The sequence below is a fragment of the Bradyrhizobium sp. CIR18 genome (assembly GCF_014198295.1).
Taxonomy (GTDB): Bacteria; Pseudomonadota; Alphaproteobacteria; order Rhizobiales; family Xanthobacteraceae; genus Bradyrhizobium.
This window is the reverse complement of the sequence record NZ_JACIHF010000004.1, coordinates 99,177-112,299: the sequence shown is the minus strand read 5'-3', so window position 1 is coordinate 112,299 and position 13,123 is coordinate 99,177. Positions and strand designations below refer to the sequence as shown.

Sequence of the window (13,123 nt, the reverse complement as noted above, 5' to 3'; positions counted from 1 at the left end):
GGATGGCGGGACCAAAAGGACTTCGAAAAAGGGAGCGAGAGCATGGGCGGCGTGAGCGTTGGCGTCCTCGATCATTTCAACATCCGGACCCGGAATCTGGCCGAGACCGTCCGCTTCTACGAGGACGTGCTGGGCCTGGAAAAAGGCGCCCGGCCGAATTTCGCTTTCCCCGGCGCCTGGATGTACAGCGAGGGCAAGCCGGTGGTGCATCTCGTCGATATTTCGCCGACCTCCGAGCCACAAAAGCCGGATTCCGGCGTTGTCCACCACGTCGCCTTCGTCAGCCGCGGCTTTGACGGCATGAAGCAGCGGTTGGCATCCAAGGGGATGAAGTTCGACTCCCGCCAGGTGCCCGGCGGCGACCTCTGGCAGATCTTCGTTCACGACCCGAACGGGGTCATGATCGAGCTGAATTACGAGGCTGCCAGGGAGCAGGGGGCGGCGCCCGCCGAAAAGGCTGACGATATCGGCAGGCAGTAGCCTTTTGGGCGTTTCCGCTCTAATGGGGCATCCTAAAGTCTCGAGCATGACCTTGCCGGAAAGCCGCGCCACGCTTGGCGCTGGTGCCGTCCTCCAGGTCCGGATCATGCTCCGTTCAGGAGATGCGCTTTGAGCGTGACGCAGCAACAGGTTCTCGACACTCTCGCCCGGATCAAATCCCCCCGCGGGGTCGCGCTCACCAATGCCAATGTGCTGAGCCCGATCAGCGCGTCCGACGGCAAGGTGTTCTTCTCGATCAATGTCGATGCCGCCGAGGCGAGGGCCTGGGAGTCCATCCGGGCCGAAGCCGAGGCCGCTGTGCGCACCATTCCCGGCGTCACCACCGTCATGGTGGCGCTGACCGCCGAGCGCAAGCCGGGCTCCGCACCTCCACCGCCGCCGCAACCCAGCCGTGGCGCGCCGGGCGTGCAGCCGGTCCATGCCCACAAGCCGCCGCCTCAGGGCGGCGCCCAATCGCCCATGGCGCGGCAGTCGGAGATCCCGGGCGTTGCCGCGGTGATCGCGGTCGCCTCCGGCAAGGGCGGCGTCGGCAAGTCGACCACCGCGCTGAACCTGGCGCTGGGTCTGCGCGACCTCGGCCTCAAGGTGGGGTTGCTCGATGCCGACATCTACGGCCCCTCGGTGCCGCGCCTGACGGGCCTGCACGACAAGCCGGAGCTGAACGACGAGCGAAAAATGATTCCGCTCCGGCGCTTCGGTCTCGCCATCATGTCGATCGGCTTCCTGGTCGAGGAAGAGACCGCGATGATCTGGCGCGGTCCCATGGTGATGTCGGCGGTGACGCAGATGCTGCGCGACGTCGAATGGGGCAAGCTCGACGTGCTCGTGGTCGACATGCCGCCGGGCACGGGCGATGCCCAGCTCACCCTGGCGCAGAATGTGCCGCTCAAGGGCGCGGTGATCGTCTCGACCCCGCAGGACCTGTCCTTGATCGATGCGCGGCGGGGACTTGCCATGTTCAGGAAGGTCAACGTGCCCGTGCTCGGCATCGTCGAGAACATGAGCTACTTCCAGTGCCCGCATTGCGGTACCAAGTCGGACATTTTCGGCCATGGCGGGGCGCGGCACGAGGCCGAGAAGCTCGAGGTGCCGTTCCTCGGCGAGATCCCACTGCACATGGCGATTCGCGCCACCTCGGACGCCGGCAATCCCGTCGTCGATAGCGAGCCGGATGGTCCCCATGCGGCGATCTACCGCGCCATTGCAGGGCAGGTCCGGGACCAGCTCAAGGGCGTCATCGCGGCGGCCTGATGAGGCCGCCCGGGACATGCGACTTTCGTAGAGCCCCGTCATGCCATTGTCGCGTTCCGCAAGCGGGGCTTCCGTGGTAAAGGCCCACGGCAGTCAAGCCCCTTCGGTTCGACGCGGCCCTAACGCGTCGCCGGAATGAGCGGCGGCAAGAAGAGAAGTTAAGGGGAAACGCCCCAGCAAGGAGAGACCTGAAGATGAAGCGTCGTGATTTTCTGAAAGTGTCGGCAGCAGGCGCGGCGGCAACCGCTGTGGCCTCGCCGGCGATCGCACAGTCCTCGCCCGAGGTGAAGTGGCGCTTGACTTCGAGCTTCCCGAAGTCGCTCGATACCATCTATGGCGGTGCCGAGCAGCTGGCGAAGTACGTCGCCGAGATGACCGACAACAAATTCCAGATCCAGGTGTTCGCCGCCGGTGAACTCGTTCCCGGCCTGCAGGCGCTCGATGCGACCTCCAGCGGCACGGTCGAGATGTGCCACACGGTGTCCTATTACTACGTCGGCAAGGATCCGACCTTCGCGATCTTCGCCTCGGTGCCGTTCGGCCTCAACGCGCGCCAGCAGAATTCGTGGCTCTATCAGGGCGGTGGCAACGAGCTCGCCAACGAGTTCTTCAAGAAGTCGAACGTCGTCGGCTTCCCGTGCGGCAACACCGGCACCCAGATGGGCGGCTGGTTCCGCAAGGAGATCAAGACCGTTGCCGACCTCTCCGGCCTCAAGATGCGCATCGGCGGCATTGCCGGCCAGGTGCTCCAGAAGGTCGGCGTGGTGCCGCAGCAGCTCGCCGGCGGCGACATCTATCCGGCGCTGGAGAAGGGCACCATCGACGCCGCCGAGTGGGTCGGGCCTTACGATGACGAGAAGCTCGGCTTCGCCAAGGTCGCCAAGTACTATTATTACCCCGGCTTCTGGGAAGGTGGTCCGACCGTCCATGCCTTCACCAACCTGGATAAGTGGAATTCGCTGCCGAAAAACTATCAGGCGATCCTCACCAACGCGACGGCCAACGCCAACGCCTGGATGGCCGCACGCTACGACATGCAGAACCCGGCGGCGCTGAAGCGCCTGGTTGCCGGCGGCACCCAGCTTCGTCCCTTCACCAACGAGGTGCTGGAAGCCTGCCTCAAGGCGACCAACGAGCTCTGGGCGGAGATCTCGGCCAAGAACCCCGACTTCAAGAAGTCGATCGACGCGATGCAGGCCTACCGCTCCGACGAATATCTGTGGTGGCAGGTGGCTGAATATACCTACGACAGCTTCATGATCCGCTCGCGCACGCGCGGCTGATCGCCTAGGCCTAAAGTCGCAAGACCGGAAAGCCCGGCCTCCAGTGGAGGCCGGGCTTTTTCTTTGCCGCAGTGCGATCGGGATGGAATTAGGCGGCGGCTTGCGTCATGGTGGTGCCAAGCCTCGGCAAGAAGGCCCACAATCACTGGTACATCAGGGCAGGAAATCATGAAGAGAAGAGACTTCATCAAGGTCACAGGACTTGGTGCTGCCGGCGCCGCCACGCTCGCGGCTCCCGCGATCGCGCAGTCGATGCCGGAAATCAAATGGCGCATGCCGACGAGCTGGCCGAAGTCGCTCGACACGCTGTTTGGCGGCGCCGAGATGATGTGCAAGATGGTCGCCGAGGCGACCGACAACAAATTCCAGATCCAGATCTTCGCGGCCGGCGAGATCGTGCCGGGCCTCCAGGTGCTCGACGCCGTCCAGAACGGCACCTGCGAAATCGGTCATACCGCGTCCTACTATTATTTCGGCAAGGATCCGACCTTCACCTTCGGTTCGGCTGTGCCGTTCGGCCCCAACATGCGTATCAACCAGGCCTGGTACATGCAGGGCGGCGGGCGCGATGTCCTCAACGAGTTCTACAAGAGTTACAACGTCACCTCGCTGCTCGCGGGCAACACCGGCTGCCAGATGGGCGGCTGGTTCAGGAAGGAGGTCAACACGCCCGACGATCTCAAGGGCATGAAATTCCGCATCGGCGGCTTCACCGGCCGCGTGCTCCAGAAGCTCGGCGTGGTGCCGCAGCAGCTCGCCGGCGGCGACATCTATCCCGCGCTGGAGAAGGGCACCATCGATGCGGCCGAATGGGTCGGCCCCTATGACGACGAGAAGCTCGGCTTCTACAAGATCGCGCCGCACTACTACTATCCCGGCTGGTGGGAAGGCGGGCCGATGCTGCTGGCCTTCGTCAACCTCGACAAGTGGAACGCGCTGCCGAAATATTACCAGAGCGTGCTGGAGCAGGCCGGCCACTACGCCAACAACTACATGATGGCGCGCTACGACACCGCCAATCCGCTGGCGCTGAAGAAGCTGCTCGCGGGCGGCACCAAGCTGCACGCCTTCTCGCCGTCGATCATGGATGCCTGCTACAAGGCCGCCAAGGAGCTGCATGCCGAAGTCGGCGCGACCAACGCCAATTTCAAGAAGGTGCACGACTCCCTCGCCAAGTTCACGAGCGACGGCTACGCCTGGTTCCAGGTCGCAGAGGTCGGCTACGACATCTTCATGGCGCGGCGCTCGCAGAGCTGAGCTCATCACCGGTTGGGTGCAGCGCCCCGGAGCGAAAGCTCCGGGGCGTTTTCTTGTGCGTCCTGGCCGGCGCCGGACGCAAAATTTGAAAAACAACCCCATGCACAGTAGCCAGCGGCTTGAAGCAGTGGCAAAATGTAAAAATCGAATAAACCGAAATATAGTCGGCAGCCGTTGGACGTGACGATGAGTTTCGATCCCGAGCCCGTTCAAAGCGCGCTGCTCAAGGCGTGGTCGCGGTCGACCGCGAGCCAATGGACGGCTGACAATCCGGCCGCAGGACAATGCAACGTCACGTCGCTGCTCGTTCATGAACTCTTCGGCGGCGACCTGCTGAAGACGCCACTGCCGGCCGGCGACCATTTTTACAATCGGATCGAAGGCAAGAGGTACGACTTCACGGCGAGCCAGTTCGACCGGCCGATCGCTTATGCGGACTTGCCTGCAGATGGGGCCGACGCGTTGCTGGGAGCAACGAGCGATCAATTAGCCGAACTCAGGGCAGCATTTCAGCAGAGCCATACCAAGTCAGGCTAGCGCCACCAGGTGGAAGACGAATGCGACTCTGACAACGTTGCATGCGTTGCCTTCCGTTGAGATTTGCCGGAGGTGTCTGTTCGGAGCGTTCAATCCATAAGGCGGCTCTTCGCTGCGCTCTCTCCATCCTTCACGCTGAAGCGCCATTGCTTACACGAACCTGACAAGCGCGCCCTTCTCTGATGCCTGCTCACCAGCGGTGCGCCGGGAGAGACCATCGCGTTCGGACGCGAGAGATTTCGCGTCATTCAACGCCCACGCGCTGCGTAGTTTTTCGGTGTTCCTTTTACGGAACGGTCGAGTTATCGGAATCCGGCAATCGGGCTGAAGTCGCGGCGTGTCATCACGCCGGTCGCGCTTCACGGTACGGTATACCGGACTCAACCAGTCCCGACGGGAATGCAGCATTCACCGAATACGGCGGTTCTCGATCGTTGATCGAGATGCAAGGGCGGCCGTTTCCCGTGGGACTTCTCAAATGAAACTGGCAATTGAAATTCTACAGCTCCTGGTCCAGTCGGCCGACAGCTGGCTTTTTGAAGGGAGCCTTGCGGGGCTGAACGATCGGGAATGGATGGCCTTGCGCTTTCTCGCCCGCGCTAACAGGTTCTCGCGGACGCCCACGGCTCTTGCCAGCTTTCTGGGCACGACCCGCAGCGTCGCATCGCAGATCGCCGCCGTGCTCGAGAGCAAGGGGTTGATGGTTCGCAAGCCATCTGCAGAAGACAAGCGCTCGATTGCACTCTGCATCACGGGCGAAGGCGAGAAGTTCCTCGAGCGCGATCCAATTAACATCCTTCGAGATCAGCTCGTGACACTTGAGCTCCCCGATCGATCTCAGCTGCGCGATACGCTTCGCCGCGTCCTCGATGGGCTCGATGTTGCCAAGCGCCGTCACAACGCCGACGTCTGCGGCAGGTGCATGTTCCTGATCGAGAGCGGAGAGGGGAGGGATCGTCACTTCAAGTGCCGGCTGTTCCGGAAATCCTTAGCTCCAAAGGATACGACCCTGCTTTGCGCCTATTTCGAGGGACGAGGCTAGGAGGATAGCCGCTACGAACGTCCGCAGGCCCCTGCCTTTGGGTCACCTTTGGGGGCACACCTGGTCGGCTTACACAAACCTGACAGACGACTGGTTCGGCCGGACGCTTTTTCGCTGGCCGAGGCGTCCGGAATGATGGAAGACAGCGAAGATGCCGCGCGAGGCGTGCGGTGACCTGAGTATCCGGCGGATATGCGATGCGTCTTCTGATCGTCGAGGACAATGCCGAGCTGTCGCGCCTCGTCGCTGGCGGGCTGGCGGCGGCCGGCTACCAGAGCGACATCGTCGGCAGCGCGGCCGAGGCGCGCGAGGCGGTGAGCAGCGTCAGCTATGCCGCGATGATCCTCGATCTCGGGCTGCCCGACGGGGACGGCCTGTCGGTGCTGCGCGAGTTGCGCGTCAAGATGGAACCGCTCCCCGTGCTGGTGCTGACCGCCCGCGGCGGCCTGCAGGACCGCGTCAGCGGCCTGCGCAGCGGCGCGGACGACTATCTCGCCAAGCCGTTCGCGATGGAGGAACTGGTGGCACGGCTGGAGGCGATCCTGCGCCGGCCGGGCCAGCTGCTCGGCCGCTCGCTCAGTCTCGCCAACCTCGTCTACGACACCGAGAGCCGCCAGATCTTCGTCGACGACCAGCCGCGGATCATCTCCGCGCGCGAGACCTCGGTGCTGGAGATTTTGCTGCGCCGGCAGGGGCGGGTGGTGCCGAAGAAGAACGTCGAGGACCACATCTTCGGGCTGGACGGCGAGGTCGCCTCCAACGCGGTCGAGGTCTATGTCTCGCGGCTGCGCAAGCAGCTCGCCGAACACGGCGCCAAGGTCGTGATCCATACCATCCGCGGCGTCGGCTATCTCATGGACGTGGAGAAATAGCGTGGCCCAGCCCGGATCCAACGTCGGATCCTATGCCGGGTCCTATGGCAGGTCTCCGACGTTCAAATCGCTGATCTGGCGCATCGTGTTCCTGCACATCCTTGCGGTCGCGGTGGTCGCGATCTTTCTGCCGCTGGTGCTGTTCTGGCTGCTCAATTCCGAGATCGACCAGCTGCATCGCGATGCCATGCGCGCCCAGGCCGAGGTGCTGGCGGAGCGCATCGTTGTCCAGCCGGGCGGCCTGCTGACGTTCAATCTGCCCGACAGTCTCAAGGGCCTCTATTCTGAAGCGTATGGCCGCTATCAGTACGATATTCGCGATGCCGAGGGCCGGCTGCTGTTCTCCTCGCATCGGCGCTCTGCCGCCACCGCGGCACCGCGCTCGTCGGAGAGCATTTCCGGCGCCGCCGTCACCCGCGATCTCGACGGCAAGACGGTCCGCATCCAGGTCGCCGAGGACCTCGCACACCGAGACGTCATCATCGACGACATCGTGTCGAATTTCTTCCGGCGCGTGGGATGGATCACCATCCCGATTCTGCTGGTCCTGCTCGCCACCGACATCATCATCTTCCGCCGCGCGATCGCGCCGCTGTGGAAGGCCTCCGAGGAAGCCAGCAATATCGGGCCGGCGCGCACCGACATCCGCCTGCCGACGGAGCAGATCCCGCGCGAGATCTTGCCGCTCGTCACCGCCGTCAACCAGGCGCTCGACCGCCTCGAAGGCGGCTTTCGGGTGCAGCGGCAGTTCACGGCGGATGCCGCGCATCAATTGCGCACGCCGCTCGCGATCCTGCGCACGCGGATCGAGACGCTCGACGATCGCGCGGCACGGCAGGCGCTGCATGCCGACATCGAAACCATGAGCCGCCTCGTCGCGCAATTGCTGGAGATCGCCGAGCTCGACACCCTGGTGCTCGATCCCGGCGAGACTGCGGATTTGCGCGCCGTCTGCGCCGAAGTGGTCGCCTCGATTGCCCCGTTCGCGATCGCGCAGCACAAGGACATCGCGCTCCGGGGTACCGACGCGCCTGTCAGGATCCACGGCAATTCGGAGATGCTGCAGCGCGCTGTCTTCAACCTCGCGGAAAACGCCATCAAGTTCACGGCAAAGGACACCACCGTCGACGTCGAGGTGCGCGAGGACGGTTCGGTGCGCGTGCGCGATAGCGGCCCGGGGATCGCGGAGGCCGAGCGCGAGCTGATCTTCCAGCGCTTCTGGCGCGCCGACCGCCGCCGCAGCGACGGCGCGGGACTGGGGCTTTCCATCGTGCGCGCGGTGGCGGACGACCACGCCGCCACGGTCGCGGTGGAGAATCTTCCGGGGGGCGGGGCTGAGTTCACGCTGCGGTTTCGGCTGGCGGACAAGACGGTCTCCTTGCCTACTCCAACATCCACCTCGCCAAGGCTTCAGCGGACATGAAGGGGAGAAGAAAGGCCGTCGCTACTTCAGTTTGCCCGTGGACAGATCCATGATCATGCGTGTGGCCAGATACAACCGCGGCACGATGCTGCCCACCTGCACATATTCGGCGTCGTTGGAGTGCGCACCGAAGCCCGACAGGCCCATGCCCTCCACCACGGCTCCGCTGGTCTTCAGCGCGGCAAATGCCGCGTCGGTCCCGCCGCCGGTCGCCTTCTCGTCGACCTTGAGGGACATGCCGATCTCCCCATAGATCGTCTTGCCGTAGGCCGCCACGCGGCGCGAGGCCTCATTCGCCTCTAACGGCGGGCGACGCACCTCGAACTTGAGGGCGACCTTGGAGTCCGGCAGCAGGCGATTCTTGATCTTGTCCTGCAGCGCCTTCTCCAACTCGTCGAAGTCGGACACCTTGAGCGCACGCGCATCGGCCTGGGCGGTGGCGTCGGCAGGGATCACGTTGCGGTTGGTGCCTGATTTGGAGACCGTCCAGTTCAGCTTCAGGCCCTGCTCCGGCTTGGAAAGGTCCTTCATCTGCAGAACCTGGTGCGAGAGCTCGTACAGCGCATTCACGCCGCCCTCGGGCCTTGCGCCGGCATGTGACGACTTGCCTTGCACGCTGAGATAGGCCGAGCCGATGCCGCTGGTGGCGAGGCGCAGCGTGCCATCCATTCCGCCGCCTTCGAACGAGAATACCGCGTCCTGATCCGAGGCGAATTTGGTGATGGTGCTGCGCCAGCCGGGCGAAGAGATCTCCTCGTCGCCGTTCGTGAGCACCGTGAGCGTGCCGTAATCACGGAAGCTCAGCTTTTGCAGTAGCGCCACGGTATGGAGAATGAGCGCGACGCCCTGCTTGTCGTCTGCGATGCCGAGGCCGTAGGCCTTGTCGCCGTCGATGCGGAACGGCTGATCCTTCAGCATGCCCTTCAGGTACACCGTGTCCATGTGGGCGATCAGCATGATCTTTTTGCTGCCCGTGCCCTTGAACGTGGCGTGCACGGCTGGTCCGATCTTCTCGGGCGTGTCATCGAGCCTATAGATATCGGTGGGTTGCAGGATCTCTACCGTGCCGCCGAGCTGCTTGAGCTGACCGGCAACGCGCTCGGCGATCTGGTTCAGGCCTTCGATGTCCTTGCTGCCGGATTCGATGTTGACGAGATCGCGCAGCGTGTCGAGCAGCGGCTGCTGCTCCTTTTGCGCCAGCACGTGAACATCGGCAATCGGCTCGGCTCGCACCATCGTTGCGGCACAGGTCAGCCAGAGCGAGGCGATCAACGGGCCAAGGACCGAGGGAGCAGGGTGCAATCGGGGCATGAGCGGCATCCATAGGCTGAGGATGGCCCGGTATGCCTCCGTTTCCGGTGCTTGTCACGCGCGCCGTCGCGCGTCATGCGCCGCTTGAGCGGAGCACGACGGCGAGGGGCGTCCGCCGCTACTTCGACGGCGGTCCGAGATCCAGCGGCGGCAGCTCGATCTGCGGCACCTCGATCTTGATGGTGCTGGGATCGATGTTGGTCTGCACGCCCTTGTAATGCATGACCATCGACGGGAACGCGATCACCAGGCCGACCATGATCATCTGGATGACGACGAATGGCACCGCGCCCCAATAGATCTGGCCCGTGGTGACCGGTTCCATCCGCTTGCCGGTGACGCGATCGGTGTATCGCTCCTTCGGCGCGACCGAGCGGAGATAGAACAGCGCAAAGCCGAACGGCGGATGCATGAACGAGGTCTGCATGTTGACGCCGAGAATGACGCCGAACCAGATCAGGTCGATGCCGAGATGCTCGGCCGCAGGTCCGAGCAGCGGGATCACGATGAAGGCCAGCTCGAAGAAGTCGAGGAAGAAGGCCAGCACGAACACGAAGACGTTGACGAAGATCAGGAAGCCGACCTGGCCGCCGGGCAGGGAGGTGAGCAGGTGCTCGACCCAGACGTGGCCGTTGACGCCGTAGAAGGTCAGCGAGAACACGCGGGCGCCGACCAGGATGAACACGACGAAAGCCGACAGCTTGGCGGTCGATTCCGTGGCCTGCCGGATCAGGTCCCAGCTCAGCCGCCGCTTCGCGGCACCGAGGATGAGGGCGCCGGCGGCACCCATCGCGCCGCCTTCGGTCGGGGTCGCGATGCCGATGAAGATCGTGCCGAGCACCAGGAAGATCAGGAATAGCGGCGGCACCATGACGAAGGTGGTCTGCTGCGCCATCTTCGAGAGGAAACGGAAGCCGGTGAGCTTGTCGATGACCCAGTTCACCACGGCCACGGCGAAGGCGAAGATGATGCCGCAGAACATGCTGAGCACGACGTAATCGGCACCATGCACGTTCGAATTGCGCATCATGAACCAACCGAACACGCAGCTCGCGAGGAACAGCATACCGAGCGAGACCAGGCCGCGGCTGCCACTCTCCTCGCGGAAGCCGATGGCTTCCTTCGGCAGGCCCGGGGTGGCCTTCGGGAAGAACATGCTGACGAGGAAGGCGTAACCGGCGTAGAGGCCGGCGAGCACGAGGCCGGGGATGAAGGCGCCCTCGTACATGTCGCCGACGGACTTGCCGAGCTGGTCGGCCATCACGATCAGAACGAGCGAGGGCGGAATGATCTGCGCGAGCGTGCCGGACGCGGCGATGACGCCGGCGGCCACGCGGCGGTCATAGCCATAGCGCAGCATGATCGGCAGCGAGATCAGACCCATCGAGATCACGGAGGCGGCGACCACGCCCGTCGTTGCGGCGAGCAGCGCGCCGACGAAGATCACGGCATAGGCAAGGCCGCCGCGGATGGTCCCGAACAATTGGCCGATGGTATCGAGCAGGTCCTCGGCCATGCCAGACCGTTCCAGCACAAGCCCCATGAAGGTGAAGAAGGGAATGGCGAGCAGCGTGTCGTTGTTCATCACGCCGTAGACGCGCTCCGGAAGAGCCTGGAGGAAGTCCGGGCGGAACTCGCCGAGCTCGATGCCGACGATGGCGTAGAACAGGCCGACGGCACCGAGCGAGAAGGCCGCGGGGTAGCCAAGCAAGAGCATGACGACCAGCGACGCGAACATGATGGGCGCCATATTGGCGATGATAAACGCGGTCATGATTTCCCCTAAACCGTCGCCAACGGCTACTTCTTCTCGATCGCTTCGACGAGATGCTCGACTTCCGCCTCCAGCGCCGACACCTGGGATTCATGCGGGTCCGGAATCATTCCGCGCATGACGGCAATTCGCTTGATCAGCTCGGAGATGGCTTGAACGAGCAGGAATGCGAATCCGATCATGATCAGGGATTTGGCGGGCCATTGCGGCAGACCGCCGGCGTTGCCGGATTGCTCGTTGATATGGAATGAGCGCTGGAAGAACGGCACGCCGGTGATGATCATGACGATGCACAGCGGGATGAGGAAGAACAGGTGACCGACCACGTCGATGAGGTTGCGGACCGTCTTCGGCAGCGTGTTGTTCACGATGTCGATGCGGATATGCTCGTTGTCGAGCAGCGTCCAGGGCGAGCACAGCAGGAACACGATACTGAACAGCACCCATTGCAGCTCGAGCCACGAATTGGAGGACGTGTCGAACGTCTTGCGGACGATCGCATTGACCGCCGAGATGATGACGGCGGCCACGATCAGCCACGCCAGGCGTTTGCCCGTCCAGCGTGTGAACGCGTCAATCCTTTGGCTCAGCTTCAGGAGCGCTTGCAACGATAGGTCCTCCCCGATGGTGCCCCGGCCGTCTTGACTGCGCCGAAGCGGGCGCGTGGCTTGTCTCGCCGCGCAGGCATGAGGCTGCCGCACCAAACCAGCGGCCGTGCCGCCAGTCAATCGGAAGTTTGTTGATAGTTAAGGGGAATAAGGCCGGAGTTGTACGGAGTTAGCCGCCGGTGACGCTCATGTGCCTGGAGACGCTGGGGCGATCGTGGCGGCGGTCGATGATGAAGTCGTGGCCCTTGGGCTTCAGTCCGATGGCGCGGTCGATCGCATCCGCAAGCAGCATGTCGTCATCGGATGCACGCAGAGGTTTGCGCAGATCGGAGGCATCCTCGTGGCCGAGACAGGTGTGCAGCGTTCCCGTGCAGGTAATACGAACCCGGTTGCAGGATTCGCAGAAATTATGCGTCATCGGCGTGATGAAGCCGAGCTTGCCGCCGGTCTCGGTGACGCTGACATAGCGGGCCGGACCTCCGGTGCTCTCCGCTAAATCCGTCAGCGTGAATTGCTGGGCGAGGCGCGCGCGCACCAGCGACAGCGGCAGGTACTGGTCGATGCGGCCCGAGCCGATCTCGCCCATCGGCATGACCTCGATCAGCGTCAGGCCCATGCCCTTGCCGTGGGCCCAGCGCATCAGGTCGGGAAGCTCGTCCTCGTTGAGGTTCTTCAGCGCCACCGCGTTGATCTTCACGGCAAGTCCCGCGCCGCGCGCGGCCTCGATGCCTTCCAGCACCTTGTCGATCTCGCCCCAGCGGGTGATCTCGCGAAACTTCTTGGGATCGAGCGTATCGAGCGAGACGTTGATGCGGCGCACGCCACAATCGGCGAGCTCGCTTGCGTGTTTCGCCAGCTGGGTGCCGTTGGTGGTCAGCGTCAGCTCGTTCAGGGCGCCGCTCGACAGATGCCGCGACAGCGAGCGGACCAGCGTCATCACGTTGCGCCGGACCAGCGGCTCGCCACCGGTGAGCCGCAGCTTCTTGACGCCCTTGGCGATGAAGGCCGAGCAGAGCCGGTCGAGTTCCTCCAGCGTCAACAGGTTCGCTTTGGGCAGGAACGTCATGTCTTCCGACATGCAGTAGAAGCAGCGCAGGTCGCAGCGATCGGTGACGGAAACGCGCAAATAGCTGATGGTCCGCCCGAACGGATCGGTCATCGGGGTGGACAGCGCGGCGGATCCGTTCATGCGAGAGGCCTTGTCACTAACGGCGACGGGTGCACCTTGGCTTCAGCGGTGCTCGGCACCCAATCTAAGCATCGG

At 63.7% G+C, this 13,123-nt stretch carries 12 protein-coding genes; 8 read left to right on the top strand and 4 right to left on the bottom strand.

Annotation, left to right across the window (positions count from 1 at the left end):
* Positions 1 to 42: 42 nt before the first annotated feature.
* The 8 genes from GGD65_RS16410 (at position 43) to GGD65_RS16375 (ending at position 8,166) form a co-directional block, all read left to right on the top strand.
* A complete protein-coding gene (locus tag GGD65_RS16410; RefSeq protein WP_183235919.1) occupies positions 43 to 480 on the top strand; it encodes a VOC family protein in 438 nt (145 codons plus the stop codon).
* A gap of 129 nt (positions 481 to 609) precedes the next feature.
* Entirely contained in the window at positions 610 to 1,752 is a 1,143-nt protein-coding gene (locus GGD65_RS16405; protein WP_183235918.1) for an Mrp/NBP35 family ATP-binding protein, read from the top strand.
* 194 nt (positions 1,753 to 1,946) lie between these two features.
* Positions 1,947 to 3,035, top strand: coding sequence for a TRAP transporter substrate-binding protein (locus GGD65_RS16400; protein ID WP_018319976.1), 1,089 nt, complete (start codon positions 1,947 to 1,949; stop codon positions 3,033 to 3,035).
* A gap of 168 nt (positions 3,036 to 3,203) precedes the next feature.
* Positions 3,204 to 4,292, top strand: coding sequence for a TRAP transporter substrate-binding protein (locus tag GGD65_RS16395; RefSeq protein ID WP_018319977.1), 1,089 nt, complete (start codon positions 3,204 to 3,206; stop codon positions 4,290 to 4,292).
* 186 nt (positions 4,293 to 4,478) lie between these two features.
* Positions 4,479 to 4,829 (top strand): hypothetical protein, encoded by a 351-nt coding sequence (locus GGD65_RS16390; RefSeq protein WP_179731000.1) that lies wholly within the window; start codon positions 4,479 to 4,481, stop codon positions 4,827 to 4,829.
* 478 nt (positions 4,830 to 5,307) lie between these two features.
* The gene (locus GGD65_RS16385; RefSeq protein ID WP_183235917.1) at positions 5,308 to 5,871 is read left to right on the top strand and encodes a MarR family winged helix-turn-helix transcriptional regulator; all 564 of its coding nucleotides are present in this window, start codon (positions 5,308 to 5,310) and stop codon (positions 5,869 to 5,871) included.
* 197 nt (positions 5,872 to 6,068) lie between these two features.
* Entirely contained in the window at positions 6,069 to 6,743 is a 675-nt protein-coding gene (locus tag GGD65_RS16380) for a response regulator transcription factor (protein WP_092252367.1), read from the top strand.
* Position 6,744: 1 nt separating this feature from the next.
* Positions 6,745 to 8,166, top strand: a complete 1,422-nt coding sequence (locus GGD65_RS16375; RefSeq protein ID WP_183235916.1) for an ATP-binding protein — start codon at positions 6,745 to 6,747, stop codon at positions 8,164 to 8,166.
* 21 nt (positions 8,167 to 8,187) lie between these two features.
* Here GGD65_RS16375 and GGD65_RS16370 read toward each other — a convergent pair whose 3' ends face one another.
* From GGD65_RS16370 to moaA, 4 genes are all read right to left on the bottom strand, one after another.
* The gene (locus GGD65_RS16370) at positions 8,188 to 9,477 is read right to left on the bottom strand and encodes a M20/M25/M40 family metallo-hydrolase (RefSeq protein ID WP_183235915.1); all 1,290 of its coding nucleotides are present in this window, start codon (positions 9,475 to 9,477) and stop codon (positions 8,188 to 8,190) included.
* Positions 9,478 to 9,595: 118 nt separating this feature from the next.
* Entirely contained in the window at positions 9,596 to 11,251 is a 1,656-nt protein-coding gene (locus tag GGD65_RS16365) for a TRAP transporter large permease subunit (protein WP_183231566.1), read from the bottom strand.
* A gap of 26 nt (positions 11,252 to 11,277) precedes the next feature.
* Positions 11,278 to 11,859, bottom strand: coding sequence for a TRAP transporter small permease subunit (locus GGD65_RS16360; protein ID WP_092252375.1), 582 nt, complete (start codon positions 11,857 to 11,859; stop codon positions 11,278 to 11,280).
* Between the two features lie 169 nt (positions 11,860 to 12,028).
* Positions 12,029 to 13,048, bottom strand: coding sequence for a GTP 3',8-cyclase MoaA (gene moaA, locus GGD65_RS16355; protein WP_183235914.1), 1,020 nt, complete (start codon positions 13,046 to 13,048; stop codon positions 12,029 to 12,031).
* Positions 13,049 to 13,123: the final 75 nt, after the last annotated feature.

Coding starts and splice junctions, on each gene's coding strand:
- moaA (WP_183235914.1), bottom strand. CDS start 13,048: ATGAACGGATCCGCCGCGCTGTCCACCCCGATGACCGATCCGTTCGGG.
- GGD65_RS16400 (WP_018319976.1), top strand. CDS start 1,947: ATGAAGCGTCGTGATTTTCTGAAAGTGTCGGCAGCAGGCGCGGCGGCA.
- GGD65_RS16370 (WP_183235915.1), bottom strand. CDS start 9,477: ATGCCCCGATTGCACCCTGCTCCCTCGGTCCTTGGCCCGTTGATCGCC.
- GGD65_RS16380 (WP_092252367.1), top strand. CDS start 6,069: ATGCGTCTTCTGATCGTCGAGGACAATGCCGAGCTGTCGCGCCTCGTC.
- GGD65_RS16410 (WP_183235919.1), top strand. CDS start 43: ATGGGCGGCGTGAGCGTTGGCGTCCTCGATCATTTCAACATCCGGACC.
- GGD65_RS16385 (WP_183235917.1), top strand. CDS start 5,308: ATGAAACTGGCAATTGAAATTCTACAGCTCCTGGTCCAGTCGGCCGAC.
- GGD65_RS16395 (WP_018319977.1), top strand. CDS start 3,204: ATGAAGAGAAGAGACTTCATCAAGGTCACAGGACTTGGTGCTGCCGGC.
- GGD65_RS16365 (WP_183231566.1), bottom strand. CDS start 11,251: ATGACCGCGTTTATCATCGCCAATATGGCGCCCATCATGTTCGCGTCG.
- GGD65_RS16390 (WP_179731000.1), top strand. CDS start 4,479: ATGAGTTTCGATCCCGAGCCCGTTCAAAGCGCGCTGCTCAAGGCGTGG.